We start from the raw sequence: 18,145 nt of genomic DNA, 5'->3' as shown, positions 1-18,145 counted from the left end.
CACGCTGTAACTTCAAGTCGTCTGGGTACATTGAGCAAATAATAAAGGAGTCATGATGAGACGCTATCTACTTGCACTGATCAGCTTTGCTCTAATAACGGCATGCTCAAGTTCCACCCCTATGCCAGAGCAAGAGTTTGTAGCAACCCCAATAACGAAACCAGAAAATATCCGCTTATTTGTCGGTCAAGATCTCGGCGCAGTCGGTGGATTAGCCCAATACGATAATGGCTATGTGGACTATTTTGGCCATCCAGCAGGTATCACCATTTATACCAGCTTACAATCCCTCGAAGGTCTAACAGAGAAAGTGAATTACGGCGCAGGTGACAACCACGCCAATTTGTATTTGCAAGATCCTGGTTATAACGGCGTTGATATTGCGATTGGCTTAAGCTTGGTTGACCAATTGGATAAAGTTAACAGCGGTGAGCTTGACGCAAATATTGTCAAATTTGCTCAGTGGATGGCGCAATCTGAGCGTAAAATCTATTTGCGAATTGGTTATGAGTTTGAAGGTGCTTGGAACGGTTATGCGCCTGAAAGCTACAAAAAGGCGTTTCGACGCATTGTCGATGGTCTACGTAAAGAGGGCGTGAGTAACGTCGAATTCGTTTGGCAATCGAGTGGTTATGAAGAAGAACGTGATGATCTTTTGCAATATTATCCAGGTGATAATTACGTCGATTGGATAGCGTATTCCTATTTTAACCATGATCCAAAAGAAGCAGGTAAAGAGATGCTGCGTCTTGCACGTGAAAAAGGCAAGCCAGTAATGATTGCCGAGTTGACGCCTCGCGGCGCTAACCTGATGCTCGACGATGGCAAAGAGCTGTGGGACAGCTGGTTTGTGCCGTTTTTACAACACCTCGAAGACAATCAAGATGTGATTGGCATCATTGCGTACATTAACGCGCTTTGGGATGAGCAGCCGATGTGGAAAGGGCAAGGATGGGGTGATACGCGTTTACAATCTAACCTTTATCTGTCCGGCAAATGGCGTCGCACGATAAAACGTGAAGGTTGGGAAACAACATCAACGCTAAAGCAGCCACCTATTTTTATTCTGCCAGAGGATTACGAAGAGCAGAAAGCGGCGCGTGATAAGATGAAACCAAACTTAACCGGTAACGAAAGCCAGTTGCAAGCGGAGGATGCGATACCTCGTGGTAACGTGCGTATTTATCCTGATAGTGCCGCAGTGGGTGGTAAAGGCATGGCCTATATGTATCAAACGGGCGATGGCCTCAAGTTTGAAAATGTCACTCAGTCAAACTACATCGCGGTTCGCTATGCAACGATCAATACCGGTAAAATCGGGCTTGCTGTCAATGGATCTCGTGCTTATGACCTTACTTTTGAAGGCACAGGGTCTTGGGTGGGAACTTATGACATGATTGAGCAGCAAGTGAGTATACCCGATGGCGCAGATGTCGAAATCATCTTTGAATCGGGCGATAGCGCGCTTAACATCGATTATGTGATGTTTGATCGTCGCTAGTATAAATCAATACAAACCGTGTGGTTAATTCGAGTAATAAAGGTGCAGCATGATACTGCACCTTTTTATATACGCAAGTAACCATGCATCTTGAGGTTACTTGGGTATATTCTCGTCTAATAAAACCAGAAGATAAATCACTGAAAAATTAGTGGCTAAATTGAGGCTCGACTTGCACTTTATAGATGGTTGTTGATGAGTAGGGACGATTTTCGTCAAACCAAAGCGCAGCGGTGTTATCGACTGCTAACGTTGACTCGTTGATCTTGATTCCATCGGCTATCGATTGGCCACAATCGAGGTGATTGATTGAGGCTTTTGGCGATGATCCATTTGCAAAGTTTGACTGCGTGGGGAGCTGCATCGGCTCAAAGCAAAAACCGGAATAGGGTGCATAGTCATCTTGCTCCAGCTGAAGATGACGACCAGTGTTAAATTGTACAGCGGATTTATCAGACAAGAGTTCAAAACTGAGCCCGGTTGTCGGCTCAAAGACCCAGCACACCGTGCGCAAACCATGGCCGTTTAATCGATAGTTTTGTGCGTACCCATCCGGTTGACCTAAACGAACTTGCTCGGCAATGCCAATACGAATTGATTTAGGTTGCTTGAAGTCAGCGGCAACGTCCATACTCGGCAACGCCTCTTGCGGCGATGTATTGAGAGGCCAACACAAATCCGCATCAATATTGACGATGTGATCTGTGATGTCATGATGACGACCAAGCAAATTAAAATAGCTATGACTGGTAATATCAAGAGAGCAAGGAAAATTGGGCTCAGCCCAAATATGTTGAGTGAGTTCGTTATCGTCACTCAGCCGATAAGTGACCATTACTGTGATGGCCTGTGGTGAAGCGATGCTTTGAGCGGTGGCATGATCATTCAATACTAAGCTGGTTTCGAGGGTAATGTGCTGAGCGGCTAACGCAACCAGTGTCCAACGTGATTTATGTAGCTCGGCGTATTGATTTTTAACCGTCTGAGACGGGATCACGCCACTTAAGTAGCTCGAACTGTTAAGATAGCTGGCAGAATCATTATACCCGAGCACAATATTGCGCACTCGATGATCACGATCTCGCACCCAAAAGTTTATTATCGCGGCACCAAGATCGCTGATCTCCACCTTTGTGCCCAAATCATTTTTTAGAGTGTAAAGGGTATAATGGCCCCATTGTCGGTTTTCAGTGGAATTATCAAAATGAATCATTGGTTTTCTCGTCACGTGGATGAAAGGTCAAGTGCGGGCGAAAATCAAATTCAGATGCCCCCTAATAAAAGGGGGGCTAAAAAATCACACAATATTATTATATTTTACTATTAGTAGTATTTTTTAACTTCTTCAAAAAAGAACTCTTCAACACCGTTGAACCCTCGTGATTTCGAGTAATCAACAATCTCTAATGCTTTATCAATATCACCGTTCTTTAAGGCATGATTTATAAGTTTGATATAAACTTCCTGTTTTGACAGTGGCTCTTCTGATTTTGTGATATTGTTGTCATTAATTTCAGGGATATTGTTTTTTGTTGTGATAACGCTCTCGTTGTTGGCGGTTTTTTGATCGGATAACACTGCAGTCGCTTTTACTCTGTTTTCCATTACCACTTGATTGACTTTCTCCATTTTCTGCTCAACTTCAATAAATGGGGTATAGTCGATATCCAGCATCACCTCGCCAGTTGCTGAGTGGCGTGCTTTTAAGCTGGTATTATTAATCTTATTCGCTGTGATGTTTCCAGAACGTATTGCTAAGTCGTTAGGTTTTTCTCTTTGAGTAAATTTTTGATCTTGATTTTCGTCAGTGAAAATCACTAGGTAGCGAGGTTCTGGGCCACTGTCTTGATTTTTTGCAAGAATATAAGTTCCAGAAAACTGATTTTGGTTAAATAAACCTGCTTTTTCAAAAACAATGGTTTCATCTGCAATGAGATCAATTGCGTTATGATATTTATCTAAAACAAGCACTTTAGGTATGAATACCTCATCTCCAATCAGTGATGCGACCTCTAAAGTGATATCACTTTTACTTTTAGGAAGCTCAATCCCTGCTACATATGAGTTTCCAGTGCGAAACTGAACCATTGGGCTGCTGGTGTCGATCATCACATCAATGCTACTAGGTTCTGTGATTTTGCGGTATGGGATATTGGCGATGTCCGTACAGCATGCTGATATTTGGTTATTATCTTGGGATTGGTTTGTAGCGGCTTGTACGTTAGAAAAACTCAGTGCAGCGTAGCTCAATACGATAAAAGCTGTTTTTTTCATGTGTCTTTTCTCAATGGTATAAAATAGAACCATTATATTATTATCTTCGTTATAATTCAGTTGTAATAGCATCAAATTGTGAACGTACTAGCGAAGTAAAAAGAGTTAAACGCATAGTTAAATCTCGTAATTGTTACCCTTTTTTCTTTTATAGTTACAACATTCTTCATAATTATTGCCTCGTGATCACCATCAACATATTAAAGGTGTTGAAGTGATCACCGTCACTCAAAAGTCACAAAATATCTCTATATAATCAATTCCAACTTATCTCGGTCAGTAATGAAAACAGGTAAGTCATCAAAACAAAATAAAAATGGAGTTGTACAATGCGAAACAAAATACTTACTAAGTCAGTGTTAGCAGTTGGAATTAGCACAATTTTAGCTGCACCTGCGCTTGCTGAAAATAAAGCCACCTCTGATTTCGAATTCCACGGTTATTTCCGCGCTGGTGCGTTAAGCAGTGCAAAAAATGATTTAAAACAGCATGACTGGGGCGGTCAAAAAGAAACTTTAGGCCGTTTAGGTCTAGAAGCGGATGATTTCTACGAGCTTGCTTTCGTTCAGCGCTGGGATTGGAAAGATGGAGATAGCGTGCGTATTAATGCTCGTCTTGGTCAAGATAATCCAAATGGTAACGGAAGTAACGCTTTTGCCAACATAGATGGTAAAGCGACGGGTTTAATTGAAGCCTTTGTAGAGCTCGATGGTGTAACAGAGACAGGCGTTCTTTGGGCGGGTCAACGTTATTACGGTCGTGACAACTATATCTTCATGACAGATTTTTTCTACACCGATTACTCAGGTACGGGTATGGGTGTACAAGATGCGGTGGTTGGTGATGGTTACTGGGACTTCGCCTATATTGCAAGTAACAACTCCGTAGGCACCAACGAGATGTTACACGCACTACATGTCCGTGCAGACTACGGCAAATGGCGAGTTGATACCATGTTTAAGCATCTTGGCGAGAACGTGAACGATACCGCAACCCAAAAATACGCGAAAAACGGTGTTGAAGCCTTGATTCAATACTCACCTGAGAATTTCTTTGGTTTTGGAAATGGTTTCTCGAAAGTTGCAGTGCAAGCGGGTAAAGGTCTAGGCTCGGGTACAATGCTTGGACGCACATTCACCAACTATAACGCTTATAGCCCTGGCGGTGTTGGCTTTATTGATGGCCGCACTGAGCAAACGCGTATGAGTGCCGTTGATGATAGCGATGTTACTGTTCGCGCTCAAATGTACGGTGGCTATTTCGGCGAAAACTGGATGTTCTTCCCAGCAGTGGGCTATGAACACACTAAGTATGACGATAGCACAAAAGACGATAATTCGTGGTGGTATGCTATGGTGCGCCCAATCTACACTATGCCTCAGTATGATAACTTCTTTATCGCGTCAGAATTTGGTTATACCGACAACAGTGTTAACCGTGATAATGGCGGTGACCCAACGTTCAAGGCGACAATTGCGCCAACTTGGTCAATCAGCACAGGCTTCGGTCCCGCTCCCGAACTTCGCTTGCTAGCTACGTATTTGAAAGGTAATCCAGGCGTTTCTTCAAATGCTGGAACGGATGATTACGACATTATCGTCGGCGCACAAGTTGACGTGTGGTGGTAATCAACTTAGGTGGCGTTGCAAGCGCCACCTAATTCCCACTCTTAATGCCAATTGGGTTGACTGAGCGCACGGGTAGGCGAGCAGTTAGCGGGGCTTTATCTCTTACCCCATAAGAGATGAAGCGAGCACAGTTAGCGTCAAGAGTACAACGAGCTTGAAAAACGTTGTTTATCCCGAGCTGACGTTACCGTAGTTTTGTCGCGCGTCGCTAGGGATATATCTTGCATTCTTGTTATCTCTATATACCTTCTCATTGCAGTTTAAACAGCAATCACCGAGCCACCCCATTCTTTGTGGCTCGGTTTTTTTTTCGTTTGTCACCAACCTACATCGTCAATGAGCTTAGGTATAAGCTTTCTGGAACTGTGGTTGAATCAAAAATTAATGTTATGTTATAACGTATATATAAATGGATTTAATGAACAGTTTAATGAATCAAGCACGCAGAGAAAATAGAACCCATTCAAACGACATCAATGCCGATATTTCGTCCGCAAGCCATATTCCTTCCGCCGATATTATGGCGATTCCGACTCATATTATTACTGGCTTTTTAGGGGTGGGCAAAACCACCGCAATACTCAACTTTATTGCGACTAAGCCTGCCAACGAACGTTGGGCTGTGCTGGTCAATGAGTTTGGCGAAGTGGGGGTTGATAGGGCACTGATGCAAGGCCAAACGTCACCACAACAAAAACCACGTATTGCGATACGTGAAGTACCTGGTGGCTGCATGTGTTGTAGTGCGGGCTTACCAATGCAAATAGCGCTTAATCAATTACTCAAAGAAGTAAAACCTCACCGGTTACTTATCGAGCCAACGGGTTTAGGACACCCAAAAGAGGTGTTGCAAATGCTGTCTAACCCACACTATCGAAAGATTTTATCTTTGCAAAAGACGGTAACGTTAGTCGATGCACGTCAGTTATTCGACCCGCGTTATATCAATCATGAGACATTCAATCAGCAGATTGCCATAGCTGATCTGGTGGTGGGTAACAAACACGACAGTTATCAAGAGCGTGACTGTCAAGCGCTCAAAACTTATGTAAAAAAAATAGGTCGTGCAAATGCAAAAGTGATCTTTGCAACTCACGGGGTGATTGCGCCCGACGAATTTGACGGGTTGACAGAGGCGTATCTCAAACTCGAAAAATCACCTCATGTACCTCATGTACCTCATGCACCTCATGCGTACCGCTCGTCTAAAACCACCAGTGTATCTGAGCGCGCTTTGCCACAAACTGGGCGTCTAAAGGCGGTTAATCAAGGCGAAGGTTTTCAGAGTGCTGGTTGGCGTTTTTCACCAAATCATCGATTTGACCGGCAAAAGGTCATCTCATTTTTGGTTAACCTTGATGTTGAGCGGGTAAAGGCGGTATTTATCACTGAAGACGGCATTTTTGGTTATAACCAAACCGCTGATGGGCTCACTGAAATCGAACTTGATGAATGCGTAGAGAGCCGCATTGAATTCATTGCAAAAGTCATAGACGCTAAAATTGAAACGCAGTTGTTAGCCTTGCTCTCAGCCCAGTGAGTCGGCTCTGAATCCTGCCCTAGTTAACCCTAGGGATAAGTAAAAGGGAGCGCCAAGCAGACAAAGTACCTTCGCGTGGGGGCGCGTATACCCGTCATACTCAAAGTGTCAGTTGCGTTGGTTTCTCTCATTTGCCCCAATTACTCGCTCATGGGGTCGTATTCGATTACCGTCCCGCTGTCAATTTAAGTATTTTGGGCACAGTACCGCATGTCTACTCGGCGAATTGGGTGGTATTTCCACTTGGCGTTGCAGATCTCTTAGTCTTCTGCAACGCCACATTGTTTTGAGTCTCAGTTAAAGTGAAAGTTAAAGCGTAAAGCGATTAACAATCTCTTGATTTGAGTGAGCGTAAGAGCGCAGCGTTTGGCACTGAGCATCACTGGCTTCACTTAATTTCACAATCTGATCAGATGCGTCATTCACTGCTTTAATATTGGTCAAAATAGAACGGCAGGCGGTACTTTGCTCTTCGGTGGCGCAGCTGACCTGAGCGCTCATATCTTTGATTTTAACAATTTCCTCGACTAAGGCTTGGTTAAGGGAACCCACCTGTTTTGACGATGCTGCACTGATGTTTGAGTACTCAACGCTACGTTTTATGTCATTGGCGACCAAATTGATCTCTTCATTGAGGGCTTGAAGTGTTGCTTGAATGGTGCCCGTCGATTCACGAGTTTTCTCTGACAGTAGCCGTACTTCGTTAGCGACCACAGAAAAACCGCGGCCCATTTCACCTGCTCGGGCAGACTCAATCGCGGCATTAAGTGCCAATAAGTTTGTTTGCTCGGAAATTCCGTGAATCACCGAAACAACAGACTCAACGTTTTGACTTTGTTCGGTGAGCGCTTCAACGCGACGATTCACCTCAATCAGCTGATTCTCCAATGAGGCAATCGCCTCAATACTCGACTGCGCTGCGTTTTGACACGCTTGACTACCACTGAGAGTACTGTCTGCTGCATCGAGTGTTTGGTTCGCTGAGCGGCCAACATCGGCAATCGCACTGTTCATCTGTTCAATAGCGGCTGTCATTTCGGTCATATAAGACGCTTGCTTATCCGTTTGTTGTAACGACTCTTGTGATTGCTCAAGCAAGTGATCACTAAGCTGATTTAAATCGCTTGAACTCTGGCTTAGCGCGCTAATTGCATTTTTGAGTTCATGCTGCACAGCGTTGGTTTGGCGGGCAAGGATACCAAACTCATCTTGACCTTCCCGCAGTGGCTGACCACCCAACTGCCGTTGAGATAAACCGTGTAGTGCGCGATTAAGCACCGCTATTGAGCGTTTGATCTTAAGCGTCAAATAAACGGAAGTCGTAATTGCTAATGCGAGTGATACCACCAGCAGCGCAGCGACAATTTTGGTACTGTTAGCCGCGCTAAGTTTGGCTTGGTCAATTAAACCTGAGGTGTGTAACGCAACGCGTGTATCAATTAAATTCAATAAGGTATCTAATTCAAGACTCGCATTTTGCATTTTTTGGTTTTGAACCATCTGTGCATCATATTGCGCGATTTTATTCAGATGTTGATTCAGAACGCCTGCATCAGAATTGACCGCAGAGAAAAGTGGGGCAAATTCTTTGTTTATCAGCTCTGCTGACGATTCTGATTTTTTCTTAATATAAGCGATCTTCTTTTCAATCATCCGTAAGCTACGGTCAAGATTTGATTTAACGACCCAAACTTGATCATCAGAACGTTGCAATAATATGCGATTGACTAATTCATGGGATGCCGCGGCATGAAAATTAATAAAACTGATATCACGTTCGCGAACACCTTCCATTTCATTAAGTTTACTTAATGTGGTTAACATCGCTTTTGCGTCCTGCTCATAAATGAGTGCGCTACTATGAGCCGCCATTTCTGACGCCGCCGCTTGCTCTTTTGAGTCAATCAGGGCGTTTAAAATACTCGGGAAGCTATCAATCACCGCTAGGGCAGATTCTCGCTCCGTCGCATTTAAGAATTGAAACAGTCCTTGGATGGTACTATTTTCCGCTAAAGCAGCCGCTTGCTCGATGCTAGTGCGAGCTAATGCCTGACTGGCATCTATCGCTTCGAGAGCCTCGGTATCGACAATACTGGTACTCGGTGCTTGGTACAGCAATGTCGCCGTTGATGCGTTGGAAATGATTTGTCGCAATTCGGTTGCCGCGCGCGCGATCCCAATAGCATCTTGTTCAATGCTATCAATCGTATCGTTTAAACGCTGAGAAGAGAGGAACGCTGTGGTTGAAACCGCAGTGATCAGTGAAATAAGCAGCACAAACGCAAAGATGACTTTGTTCACAATTGATTTCATAATAATACAGTTCTTTTATTGACCAAAATAATTGTAATATTGAGAATAAAGAAAGCCAAATTGAAGCGAATGAGAATGTGATCATCTGTTCATTTATAATAGATTTGGTTATATTATTTTTGATCGCGATCTTTAAAGTAAATAAATTCCCATAGATATTGTGCGGGATTGTTTTTTACAAAATAAATTATGCCATTTATAATATTTTCTTATTTAGTTTTTAATTAAACCACATTGAGTTTTTAGAAAATATAGCAATGCGTGAGTGAAATAAAATAAAAAAGTAGAAGAACCAACAATCGTTCTTCTACTTTAGGGGCTAGCTTAGTGTCATTTGAGAAGGCAACGCGTTTTGTCATGAATTAACGACTTGCGTTGGCCTCTTACCTACGTATGAGGTTATCCAAGCAGGCGTTTGGCTGTTGTGATGACGTTATCAACGGTGAAACCAAACATCTTGAACAATTCATCGGCAGGGGCTGACTCACCAAAGCTCGTCATTCCAATGACTTCACCACCAAAACCAACGTACTTGTACCAAAAATCGGCAATGCCCGCTTCAATCGCAATGCGTTTTGTCACGGTAGCAGGAAGAACCGCTTCGCGATAAGCCGCATCTTGTTTATCAAACGTATCCGTTGATGGCATTGAAACCACACGCACTTTGGTGCCAAGTGCGCTCAGTTGTGTTGCGGCATCAACCGCAAGGCCAACTTCCGACCCCGTTGCAATGAGGATTAAGTCAGCAGTGCCTTGGCAATCACTCAATACGTAACCACCACGCGCAATGTCTGCCACTTGCTCTGGTGTGCGTGGTTGCTGTGGTAGATTTTGGCGTGAGAAGATAAGCGCGGTTGGGGCGTCTTTTCGCTCAATCGCCAGTTTCCACGCCATCGCCGATTCCACTTGGTCTGCGGGACGCCATGTGCTCATATTAGGCGTGAGGCGCAATGAGGCAATTTGCTCAACCGGCTGGTGAGTCGGTCCATCTTCGCCCAGACCAATTGAGTCATGGGTGTAAACTTGAATGTTTTGCACCTTCATTAAGGCCGCCATACGCATTGCGTTACGTGCGTATTCCATAAACATCAAGAAAGTCGCGCCGTAAGGCACAAACCCACCGTGAAGCGCAATACCATTCATGATTGCGGTCATGCCAAATTCACGTACACCATAATGAATGTAGTTACCGGCAACATCTTCCGCAGTAAGCGATTTTGAGCCCGACCACATAGTGAGGTTAGATGGCGCAAGGTCGGCAGAACCACCCATAAATTCTGGCAATAAAGGACCAAACGCGTCCAGCGCATTTTGCGATGCTTTACGTGATGCAATGTTGGCAGGATTGGCTTGTAAATCGGCGATGATTTGTGACGTTTTCTCTTGCCAATCTAATGGTAGCTCTCCGGCAACTCGACGCTGGAATTCAGCCGCCAATTGCGGATGCGCTGCTTGATAAGCTGCGAATTTTTCATTCCACGCAGCTTCCTTCGCTGCGCCTGCCTCTTTAGCGTCCCATTGTGCGTAGACTTCCGACGGAATTTCAAACGGACCGTACTCCCAACCCAATTTTTGACGTGTTGCTGCAATCTCGTCAGCACCAAGTGGCGCACCATGGCAATCATGTGAACCTGATTTGTTTGGTGAACCAAAGCCAATAATGGTTTTAGTACAGATGAGTGAGGGGCGAGGATCGGCTTTTGCAGCAATAATGGCGTCGTTGATCGCATCGGCGTTATGACCATCCACGTTAGACACCACATGCCAGCCATACGCTTCAAAACGCTTTGGTGTGTCGTCAGAGAACCAACCTTCCACTTCGCCATCAATCGAGATGCCGTTGTCATCCCAAAACGCGATAAGCTTACCAAGGCCTAAGGTGCCTGCCAGTGAACACACTTCATGAGAAATGCCTTCCATCAAGCAGCCATCGCCCATGAATGCGTAAGTGTAGTGGTCAACCAATTCACAATCAGCTTGGTTAAATTGCGCGGCAAGCGCTTTTTCAGCCATTGCCATACCAACAGCGTTTGCAATACCTTGACCAAGAGGACCTGTTGTCGTCTCAACCCCCGGCGTGTAGCCATACTCTGGGTGACCAGGGGTCTTAGAGTGGAGTTGACGGAACTGCTTGAGATCGTCAATCGCCACGTCATAGCCTGTCAGGTGCAGCAGTGAATAAATCAACATTGAGCCGTGACCATTAGAAAGCACAAAGCGGTCGCGGTTTGGCCATAGTGGATTGATTGGGTTGTGATTTAGGTGCTGACGCCAAAGCACTTCGGCAATGTCAGCCATACCCATTGGGGCTCCGGGATGGCCAGAATTGGCTTGTTGTACGCCATCCATGCTCAGCGCACGAATGGCATTGGCGAGATGTTTACGGTCCATATGTATTTCCAGTTAGGAGTAAATGAAGGAAACCCACTGAAAGTAGTGGGCTATACCCATGCATCTTGAGGTTACTTGGGTATAGGTTCCAGTAGAATTAAGCGGATAACTTATCTGCGATCATCGCTTCAAGTTTGCCCTGGTCGATAGCGAAATTGCGAATGCCTTCCGCGACTTTCTCTACCGCCATCGGGTCTAAATTGTGCTCCCACAGAAACTCGGAATGAGTCATTGGAGCAGGTCTGGCTTCGCTGCCAGCGGTGTGGGTCAGCTTGGCAACCACTTCGCCTTGTTCGGCTTCCAGCTCTGCTAATAATGCGGGCGCTATGGTCAAGCGGTCGCATCCTGCGAGCTCAAGGATCTCGCCAATATTGCGAAAACTCGCGCCCATCACCACGGTAGGGTATTCATAAGTTTTGTAGTACTTATAGATGTTCGTGACTGAAATTACGCCCGGATCGTCCTGCGGCGCGAAATCATGGCCTTCTTTGGCTTTGTACCAATCCATAATTCGACCAACAAATGGCGAGATGAGAAACACGCCAGCTTCAGCACAAGCGCGAGCTTGCGCAAATGAGAAAAGTAGCGTGAGGTTACAATTAATCCCTTGTTGTTCCAAAACTTCAGCAGCGCGAATGCCTTCCCATGTCGCGGCAAGCTTGATCAAAATACGATCGTTGCTAATTCCCGCATCGTTATACATTTTGATGAGGTTTTGCGCTTTTGCGATACTCGCTTCGGTGTCGTATGACAGGCGTGCGTCAACTTCAGTCGAAATACGGCCAGGGATCGTGGTCAAAATGGTTTTACCAATTTCCACCGCTAACATGTCGCACGCATCGGCGATCTGTTGTGCTTTATCGCTGCTTTGATTTTTGGCCCACTCAATTGAGCGTTCAATCAGAGGAGCATACTCAGTAATTTGCGCCGCTTTTAAAATCAACGACGGATTGGTCGTTGCGTCTTGCGGTTGGTATTTTTTGATCGCACTAATTTCACCGGTATCAGCAACGACCGTGGTCAAAGTACGAAGCTGCTCGAGTTTGTTGGTCATAATGAGTCTCTTACTTTTCTGAATAATTAAAATAGGCAAAATCGGCGGGTTGTTTTAAACCACGAACATCAGCGGCAAACAGTGCGGCGAACGAGCCCGTAAAGCGAAAAATATCCGGCCCACCCTCATCAGACAGTGGGGTGCTGTTAAGCTGCGGCCCGATGGGGTGCCATTGAGTGCCATCCAGCGAATAACTAAAGCGATACCATTGATAATCCAGCTCTAGGCGCATATGAACGGTATCGGCATCACCAATAGCCACTTCTTGCGAATATTCGCCGTAAACATCGTTGATGTTGCCGACCACTTGCAACACACGTTGGCCTGCATCGTCAGCACTCATTTTCAAGAAATAGTGACCATTTCGTGCGTAATAGGCGCACAGTCCAGCCATTTCATATGGCGTTGAGGGAGTGAAAGTGACGGCGGTTTGAGCGGTCGCGTAGTGTGATTGGAAGCGGCGCGCAACCAGACTCTGTTCATAGCGTGATGAGAGATAATGACGCCCTTTAAGACGCAAAAATCCTGGGCGTTCTGTTAAGGAAAGCCAACTGTTACAGGCCGGCTCGCGTAGCGTTTGGTACACCGAATTGAGCTCAGTTTGGCTGAAGTCGTCGTTCATCATCATCGGTGGCCACGGGCAGGGCGTTAGCTCGGGCGCTTCTACCGTTACTAAGGGGGTTTTTCCGGTAGTGACATACGGCCATCCGTCTTGCCAATGGGCTTTTTGCAGCGCAGTCTCACGACCTAATATGGAAAAGCCATTGTCGTATTTGGGTATGAACTGGTAGCCCTCAGGGTTGGGAATACGGCGTCCACACAGGTGGCTTAGATACCATTCGCCTTGTTGTGTTTCAACTAAGAAGCCGTGGCCTGCACGTGAAAGTTCAACATCTTCTTGAAAGCGGCTGGTTAAGATCGGGTTGTCAGGATGAACCTCATACGGTCCCCAAATGTTTTGGGCGCGGCAAACTGTGACCGCGTGATTGCGCTCAGTGCCACCTTCTGCGGTGATGAGATAATAGTAGCCATCTTTTTTGAGCATTTGTGGCCCCTCAGTACAACCGAGGTGAGTGCCTGCGAAGATGTTTTTGGGTTCACCAACCAGCTTTCCTAGCTTTGGATCAAACTCCTGCAACACGATGCCACCAAAGAAATTTTTGTTGAGTCGGCCATCCCAAATCATATTGAGCATGTACTTTTTGCCATCATCATCGTGGAACAGCGATGGGTCAAAGCCGTAGTTACCGATAGACACTGGATCGCTCCATGGTCCTTCGGGCCGCTCTGCTGTCACAACAAAACTCGGTGTCGCCATCCAGTTACCGCCACGGCATGAGTGAACGTTAGAAAAACAGAGCCAGAATTTGTCGTCAGCGTAAGTTAAAGCAGGCGCATAAACCCCTTCTGAGTTATCCATACCCATCATATTAATTTGTGAGGTTCGTGTTAACGCATGGCCCACTAAACGCCAGTTAACTAAGTCACGAGAATGATGAATTTGTACGCCGGGAAACCATTCAAAGGTTGACGTGGCGATGTAGTAATCGTCTTCAACACGAATGATTGAAGGATCGGGATTAAAACCTTTCAAGACCGGATTTTGAATTACATGTGACATAGTGATTCTCTTTATTGTTATTCCCTGCTGCAGGGTACATACCCAAATAACCTAAAGGTACTTTCAAGTGGTTTAGTGACTGAAGAACAGCACAAACGGGCTTGTTGACGATATCAGAAAAATCGCAGGTTGTTTGGGTATATAAGCGAGCGTTGGACTGTGAGAAAAATATCCTTATTTAATCATCAATGAAGAAAAAAAAGCCCAAGTTATCTCCCAATGTGAGTAGGCTTGGGCTGAACATAACGTCCATTTAATTGGGGGTACACCCTTATAAGATGGTTTCATTTATCCCCTTCTTACTTGACACTTCTGTGGTGGTGGCGGGTGCGCGCAACCGAATCACATAGTCATCTATGATCCAAGGCTGTGTTTGCCGCCGACCAACAACGTCAAGTTGTTTGGGTATACTCGTTTTACCGAATATATATTGCGATTAAACATCAATAGTGAGCTGGGGTGGAAGCGATTAACGTAAAGTAACCTGTCTCACGATACTATCTGGAGAAGCGATAGAAGAGACAATGCGCTAATCGATAAACTCACATTGTTAAATAAAACCACCTCATATGGGAATATTACTGCCTTGTCGCCAAACACTTATGGCTTGAAACAAGGGGATGATTTCACGTGTTCAAGACACTCAAAATCGAAATTCGTAAATGGAAGGCCAGAGCAATAGCGACTAGCCTCCATGATATATACCCGCTCTACTTGAAGCTGGAACTTCAAGTTGTTTGGGTACAGAACAACAACGTCTTATTTAAAAATGAAGCCGTTAACAACGTTCTCTAAGTACTCTTGTTTGCCCGATTCTTTCACTGGGCTGATTTCTTTGCTGACGGCGTAATCCGCTAGGCTTTCAATGCTGTGATCGCCGGCAAGGATTTTCTTACCAAGATCTTGATTCCAACCTGCGTAACGCTGAGCAATGTTTTTGCCCAAAATGTCGTTTTCGATCATCGCTGCGGCGCGCTCAAGAGATAGCGCCATAGTATCCATACCACCGATGTGACCGTGGAAAAGATCGTCTGCATCAATTGAAGGACGACGTACACGAGAATCGAAGTTGAAACCACCTGTAGTGAAGCCACCCGCTTTGAGAATTTCATACATAACGAGCGTGTTTTCTTCAACACTGTTCGGGAATTGGTCGGTATCCCAGCCAAGCTGCGCATCACCGCGGTTTGCGTCGATAGAACCGAATAGGCCCAATGACGTTGCTGTTGCCACTTCGTGATGGAAGCTGTGTCCCGCCAATGTCGCGTGGTTCGCTTCGATGTTAACTTTAACTTCGTTTTCAAGACCATACTGTTTCAAGAAACCATATACGGTTGCGGTATCGTAATCGTATTGATGCTTAGTTGGCTCTTGTGGTTTTGGTTCGATAAGGATAGTTCCTTTGAAGCCAAGCTTGTGCTTGTGCTCAACAACCATCTGCATCAGACGACCAAGTTGTTTACGCTCTTGACGTAGGTCAGTATTGAGTAGCGTTTCGTAGCCTTCACGACCACCCCAAAGAACGTAGTTTTCACCGCCAAGGCGCTGGGTTGCACCCATCGCATTGAAGATTTGAGTCGCGGCATACGCAAACACTTCTGGATTTGGGTTAGTGCCTGCGCCAGACATATAGCGTGGGTTAGAGAACGCGTTTGCCGTACCCCAAAGCAATTTAAGGCCAGTTTCCGCTTGTTTTTGCTCAAGAACGTCAACCATTGCTTGGAAGTTGTTAACGTATTCCTTAATTGAATTACCTTCAGGCGCTACATCAACGTCATGGAAACAGTAGTAAGGCACGCCCAATTTAGCGAAGAAATCAAACGCAACATCGGCTTTCATGCGCGCCATTTCCATTGCGTCGCCATTTTGGAGCCATGGACGGTCAAAGGTGCCAGCCCCAAATACATCAGAACCAGGCCAGCAGAAGTTGTGCCAGTAACACGCAGCGAAACGTAGGTGATCCTTCATGCTCTTACCAAGGATCATTTTGTTTTCGTCATAGTGACGAAACGCTAGCGGATTGCTTGTTTCGCTACCCTCAAATTTGATTTTATTAATGTGCTTGAAAAAATCTGTCATATCTTATATTCCAATATATCAAAGGACTTCGTTCCCAGTAATAATCTGATTTTTATTAAATGCACGCAATTATGATTTTTTGTTCCAATTTTCTGCTATTTCTTTTACGTGTTTTAGATCTCATTGTGTTTAAAATTGGTGATTTTTTGAGTGTTCTAATTTTCATTTAAGCAATTGATTTATAAGATTAAGTTGCCTGTCTATTGATATAATTGGCAAATTCATTTAGGAAAATAACATAAGCAAAAAATAAGAAATTATAATCATGAAAAATAGGAAGACTAGGTAATCAATTAAAAATGGAATAGATGATGTGAAATATAATGAAAAAAATTTAGAAATGGTTGCATATACATCACAGTGTCGTGCAAAAAATCATCGTCATGGATATGACACATTGGTTTCAGAACATCATTCATTGCTAATAAGCAATATCAATTGTTGATAGTTCTAAAAATAGAAAAGAGATTTCAAAATATGACAATAAAAATATCCGATACATTTTGATAAACACCAAACTTTCGTAATTTGATAATTATTGAAATAAAAATCACAATAGCCAAGGCGCTGCGCTTAGATGATGATTTATGCCCATGCTACGTAAAGCGTCGTATGCGCTGCCTTACTGAAACTTCACATAGCTTGGGTATAGCCTTAACTATTTATAATAATTAACTCTTTTATGGGAGTCATGATGTCCGCAGTGCAAATTATGAACTGGGGTGATTATCATTTATATTCGTTAAAAAATGGTAATGGGACCCAAATTGATGTGTCTGAGTTAGGTGCCACTATCGTTAATTTTTTTGTAAATGATCAGCAAGGAAATAAACGCAATATTGTTTTGGGTTATGATACGGCCCAAGATTATCTTAATGGCACCATTTTTATGGGATGTGTGGTTGGGCCGTGGGCCAATCGTATTCGCTATGGACGTTATCACTTAGATGGGAACGAGGTGACACTCGAGTGCAATGAAGGTACTAATCACCTGCATGGCGCGTCAGCGAATATCGGTTTGAAACGTTGGCATGTTGAAGTGCTTGATGATAATGCGATTGAACTGTATGTGAGAACAGAAGCGGGGGAAGCTGGCTACCCACATGCGATTGATTTTCGTGTCACCTATGAACTGACCGAAAGCGATGAGTTGAAAATCGGTTATTTCGCGCTTCCGCAAGGACGCACCCCAATCAATATGACGCAGCACGCCTACTTCAATTTATCGCCGAATCAATATGACTCGATAGAGCAACACCATTTGCAGATAAATGCCGAAACGTATCTGTTTTTAGATCATAATTCGATCCCCATTGACCGTGCCGCTGTTGCAAATACGCCAATGGATTTTCGCCAGTCTAGAGTGATTGCTGAGGGGCTGGGCGCGCGTTTTTCACAAATTCGGCAGGCAAAAGGGTATGACCACTGTTGGTGTTTTACCTCAAAAGCGATGAAGAAGGTGGCAACGTTGACCTGCCCTGACAGAACGCTCGGGTTAGAAGTGCATACCGATCAACTCGGAATGCAATTTTATGCGGGGAACCACATTAATAATGAAGCAGGTCGCCAGGGTGCGGTTTATCAAAAACACGCAGCGCTTTGTTTGGAAACGCAAGATTTTCCAGACAAAATAAATATGAAAGGGCAACAAGAGTGCGTTTATGATGCAACGCATCCTTATCATCACTTTGTGACCTACCGCGTTACCGCGTCTGCCTCTGAGCGGGATAAATAAACCTCTCGC

11 protein-coding genes are annotated in these 18,145 nt (G+C 44.7%); 4 read left to right on the top strand and 7 right to left on the bottom strand.

Going from position 1 to position 18,145, the window contains the following annotated elements; translation table 11 throughout:
* The first annotated feature begins 55 nt into the window (after positions 1-55).
* Entirely contained in the window at positions 56-1,501 is a 1,446-nt protein-coding gene (locus HGP28_RS02125; RefSeq protein WP_211091857.1) for a glycosyl hydrolase, read from the top strand.
* Positions 1,502-1,649: 148 nt separating this feature from the next.
* On the opposite strand, the gene HGP28_RS02120 is transcribed toward HGP28_RS02125, so the two are convergent.
* Both HGP28_RS02120 and HGP28_RS02115 read right to left on the bottom strand, forming a co-directional pair.
* Positions 1,650-2,714: an aldose epimerase family protein gene (locus HGP28_RS02120; RefSeq protein WP_168834800.1), complete on the bottom strand. Its 1,065-nt coding sequence runs from the start codon at positions 2,712-2,714 to the stop codon at positions 1,650-1,652.
* A gap of 110 nt (positions 2,715-2,824) precedes the next feature.
* Entirely contained in the window at positions 2,825-3,775 is a 951-nt protein-coding gene (locus tag HGP28_RS02115) for a MalM family protein (protein WP_168834799.1), read from the bottom strand.
* A 329-nt stretch (positions 3,776-4,104) separates the two neighbouring features.
* Between HGP28_RS02115 and HGP28_RS02110 the strand changes: the two genes are divergently transcribed.
* Both HGP28_RS02110 and HGP28_RS02105 read left to right on the top strand, forming a co-directional pair.
* Positions 4,105-5,403: a carbohydrate porin gene (locus HGP28_RS02110; RefSeq protein ID WP_168834798.1), complete on the top strand. Its 1,299-nt coding sequence runs from the start codon at positions 4,105-4,107 to the stop codon at positions 5,401-5,403.
* A 520-nt stretch (positions 5,404-5,923) separates the two neighbouring features.
* Positions 5,924-6,943: a CobW family GTP-binding protein gene (locus HGP28_RS02105; RefSeq protein WP_246225530.1), complete on the top strand. Its 1,020-nt coding sequence runs from the start codon at positions 5,924-5,926 to the stop codon at positions 6,941-6,943.
* Positions 6,944-7,252: 309 nt separating this feature from the next.
* Here the strand turns inward: HGP28_RS02105 and HGP28_RS02100 are convergent, their stop codons facing one another.
* The 5 genes from HGP28_RS02100 to xylA form a co-directional block, all read right to left on the bottom strand.
* A complete protein-coding gene (locus tag HGP28_RS02100) occupies positions 7,253-9,256 on the bottom strand; it encodes a methyl-accepting chemotaxis protein (protein ID WP_168834796.1) in 2,004 nt (667 codons plus the stop codon).
* A gap of 399 nt (positions 9,257-9,655) precedes the next feature.
* Positions 9,656-11,647 (bottom strand): transketolase, encoded by a 1,992-nt coding sequence (gene tkt, locus HGP28_RS02095; RefSeq protein ID WP_168834795.1) that lies wholly within the window; start codon positions 11,645-11,647, stop codon positions 9,656-9,658.
* Positions 11,648-11,744: 97 nt separating this feature from the next.
* Complete coding sequence (gene tal, locus HGP28_RS02090) at positions 11,745-12,701, bottom strand: transaldolase (protein ID WP_168834794.1); 957 nt, start codon at positions 12,699-12,701, stop codon at positions 11,745-11,747.
* Positions 12,702-12,711: 10 nt separating this feature from the next.
* Positions 12,712-14,322 (bottom strand): glycoside hydrolase family 43 protein, encoded by a 1,611-nt coding sequence (locus HGP28_RS02085; RefSeq protein ID WP_168834793.1) that lies wholly within the window; start codon positions 14,320-14,322, stop codon positions 12,712-12,714.
* A 759-nt stretch (positions 14,323-15,081) separates the two neighbouring features.
* Positions 15,082-16,401, bottom strand: coding sequence for a xylose isomerase (xylA, locus tag HGP28_RS02080; RefSeq protein ID WP_168834792.1), 1,320 nt, complete (start codon positions 16,399-16,401; stop codon positions 15,082-15,084).
* A 694-nt stretch (positions 16,402-17,095) separates the two neighbouring features.
* Between xylA and HGP28_RS02075 the strand changes: the two genes are divergently transcribed.
* Positions 17,096-18,136, top strand: a complete 1,041-nt coding sequence (locus tag HGP28_RS02075; RefSeq protein WP_168835078.1) for an aldose epimerase family protein — start codon at positions 17,096-17,098, stop codon at positions 18,134-18,136.
* The last annotated feature ends 9 nt before the right edge of the window (positions 18,137-18,145 follow it).

The sequence above is a fragment of the Vibrio agarilyticus genome, assembly GCF_012641465.1.
GTDB lineage: Bacteria > Pseudomonadota > Gammaproteobacteria > Enterobacterales > Vibrionaceae > Vibrio > Vibrio agarilyticus.
Note: the sequence above shows the minus strand (reverse complement) of the source record. Positions and strands in the feature narration are given on the sequence as shown.

What these genes read in the sequence shown, in the direction of transcription:
- HGP28_RS02100 (WP_168834796.1), bottom strand. Translation starts at nt 9,256, where the DNA reads ATGAAATCAATTGTGAACAAAGTCATCTTTGCGTTTGTGCTGCTTATT.
- HGP28_RS02075 (WP_168835078.1), top strand. Translation starts at nt 17,096, where the DNA reads ATGTCCGCAGTGCAAATTATGAACTGGGGTGATTATCATTTATATTCG.
- HGP28_RS02085 (WP_168834793.1), bottom strand. Translation starts at nt 14,322, where the DNA reads ATGTCACATGTAATTCAAAATCCGGTCTTGAAAGGTTTTAATCCCGAT.
- tkt (WP_168834795.1), bottom strand. Translation starts at nt 11,647, where the DNA reads ATGGACCGTAAACATCTCGCCAATGCCATTCGTGCGCTGAGCATGGAT.
- HGP28_RS02125 (WP_211091857.1), top strand. Translation starts at nt 56, where the DNA reads ATGAGACGCTATCTACTTGCACTGATCAGCTTTGCTCTAATAACGGCA.
- HGP28_RS02115 (WP_168834799.1), bottom strand. Translation starts at nt 3,775, where the DNA reads ATGAAAAAAACAGCTTTTATCGTATTGAGCTACGCTGCACTGAGTTTT.
- tal (WP_168834794.1), bottom strand. Translation starts at nt 12,701, where the DNA reads ATGACCAACAAACTCGAGCAGCTTCGTACTTTGACCACGGTCGTTGCT.
- HGP28_RS02105 (WP_246225530.1), top strand. Translation starts at nt 5,924, where the DNA reads ATGGCGATTCCGACTCATATTATTACTGGCTTTTTAGGGGTGGGCAAA.
- xylA (WP_168834792.1), bottom strand. Translation starts at nt 16,401, where the DNA reads ATGACAGATTTTTTCAAGCACATTAATAAAATCAAATTTGAGGGTAGC.
- HGP28_RS02120 (WP_168834800.1), bottom strand. Translation starts at nt 2,714, where the DNA reads ATGATTCATTTTGATAATTCCACTGAAAACCGACAATGGGGCCATTAT.
- HGP28_RS02110 (WP_168834798.1), top strand. Translation starts at nt 4,105, where the DNA reads ATGCGAAACAAAATACTTACTAAGTCAGTGTTAGCAGTTGGAATTAGC.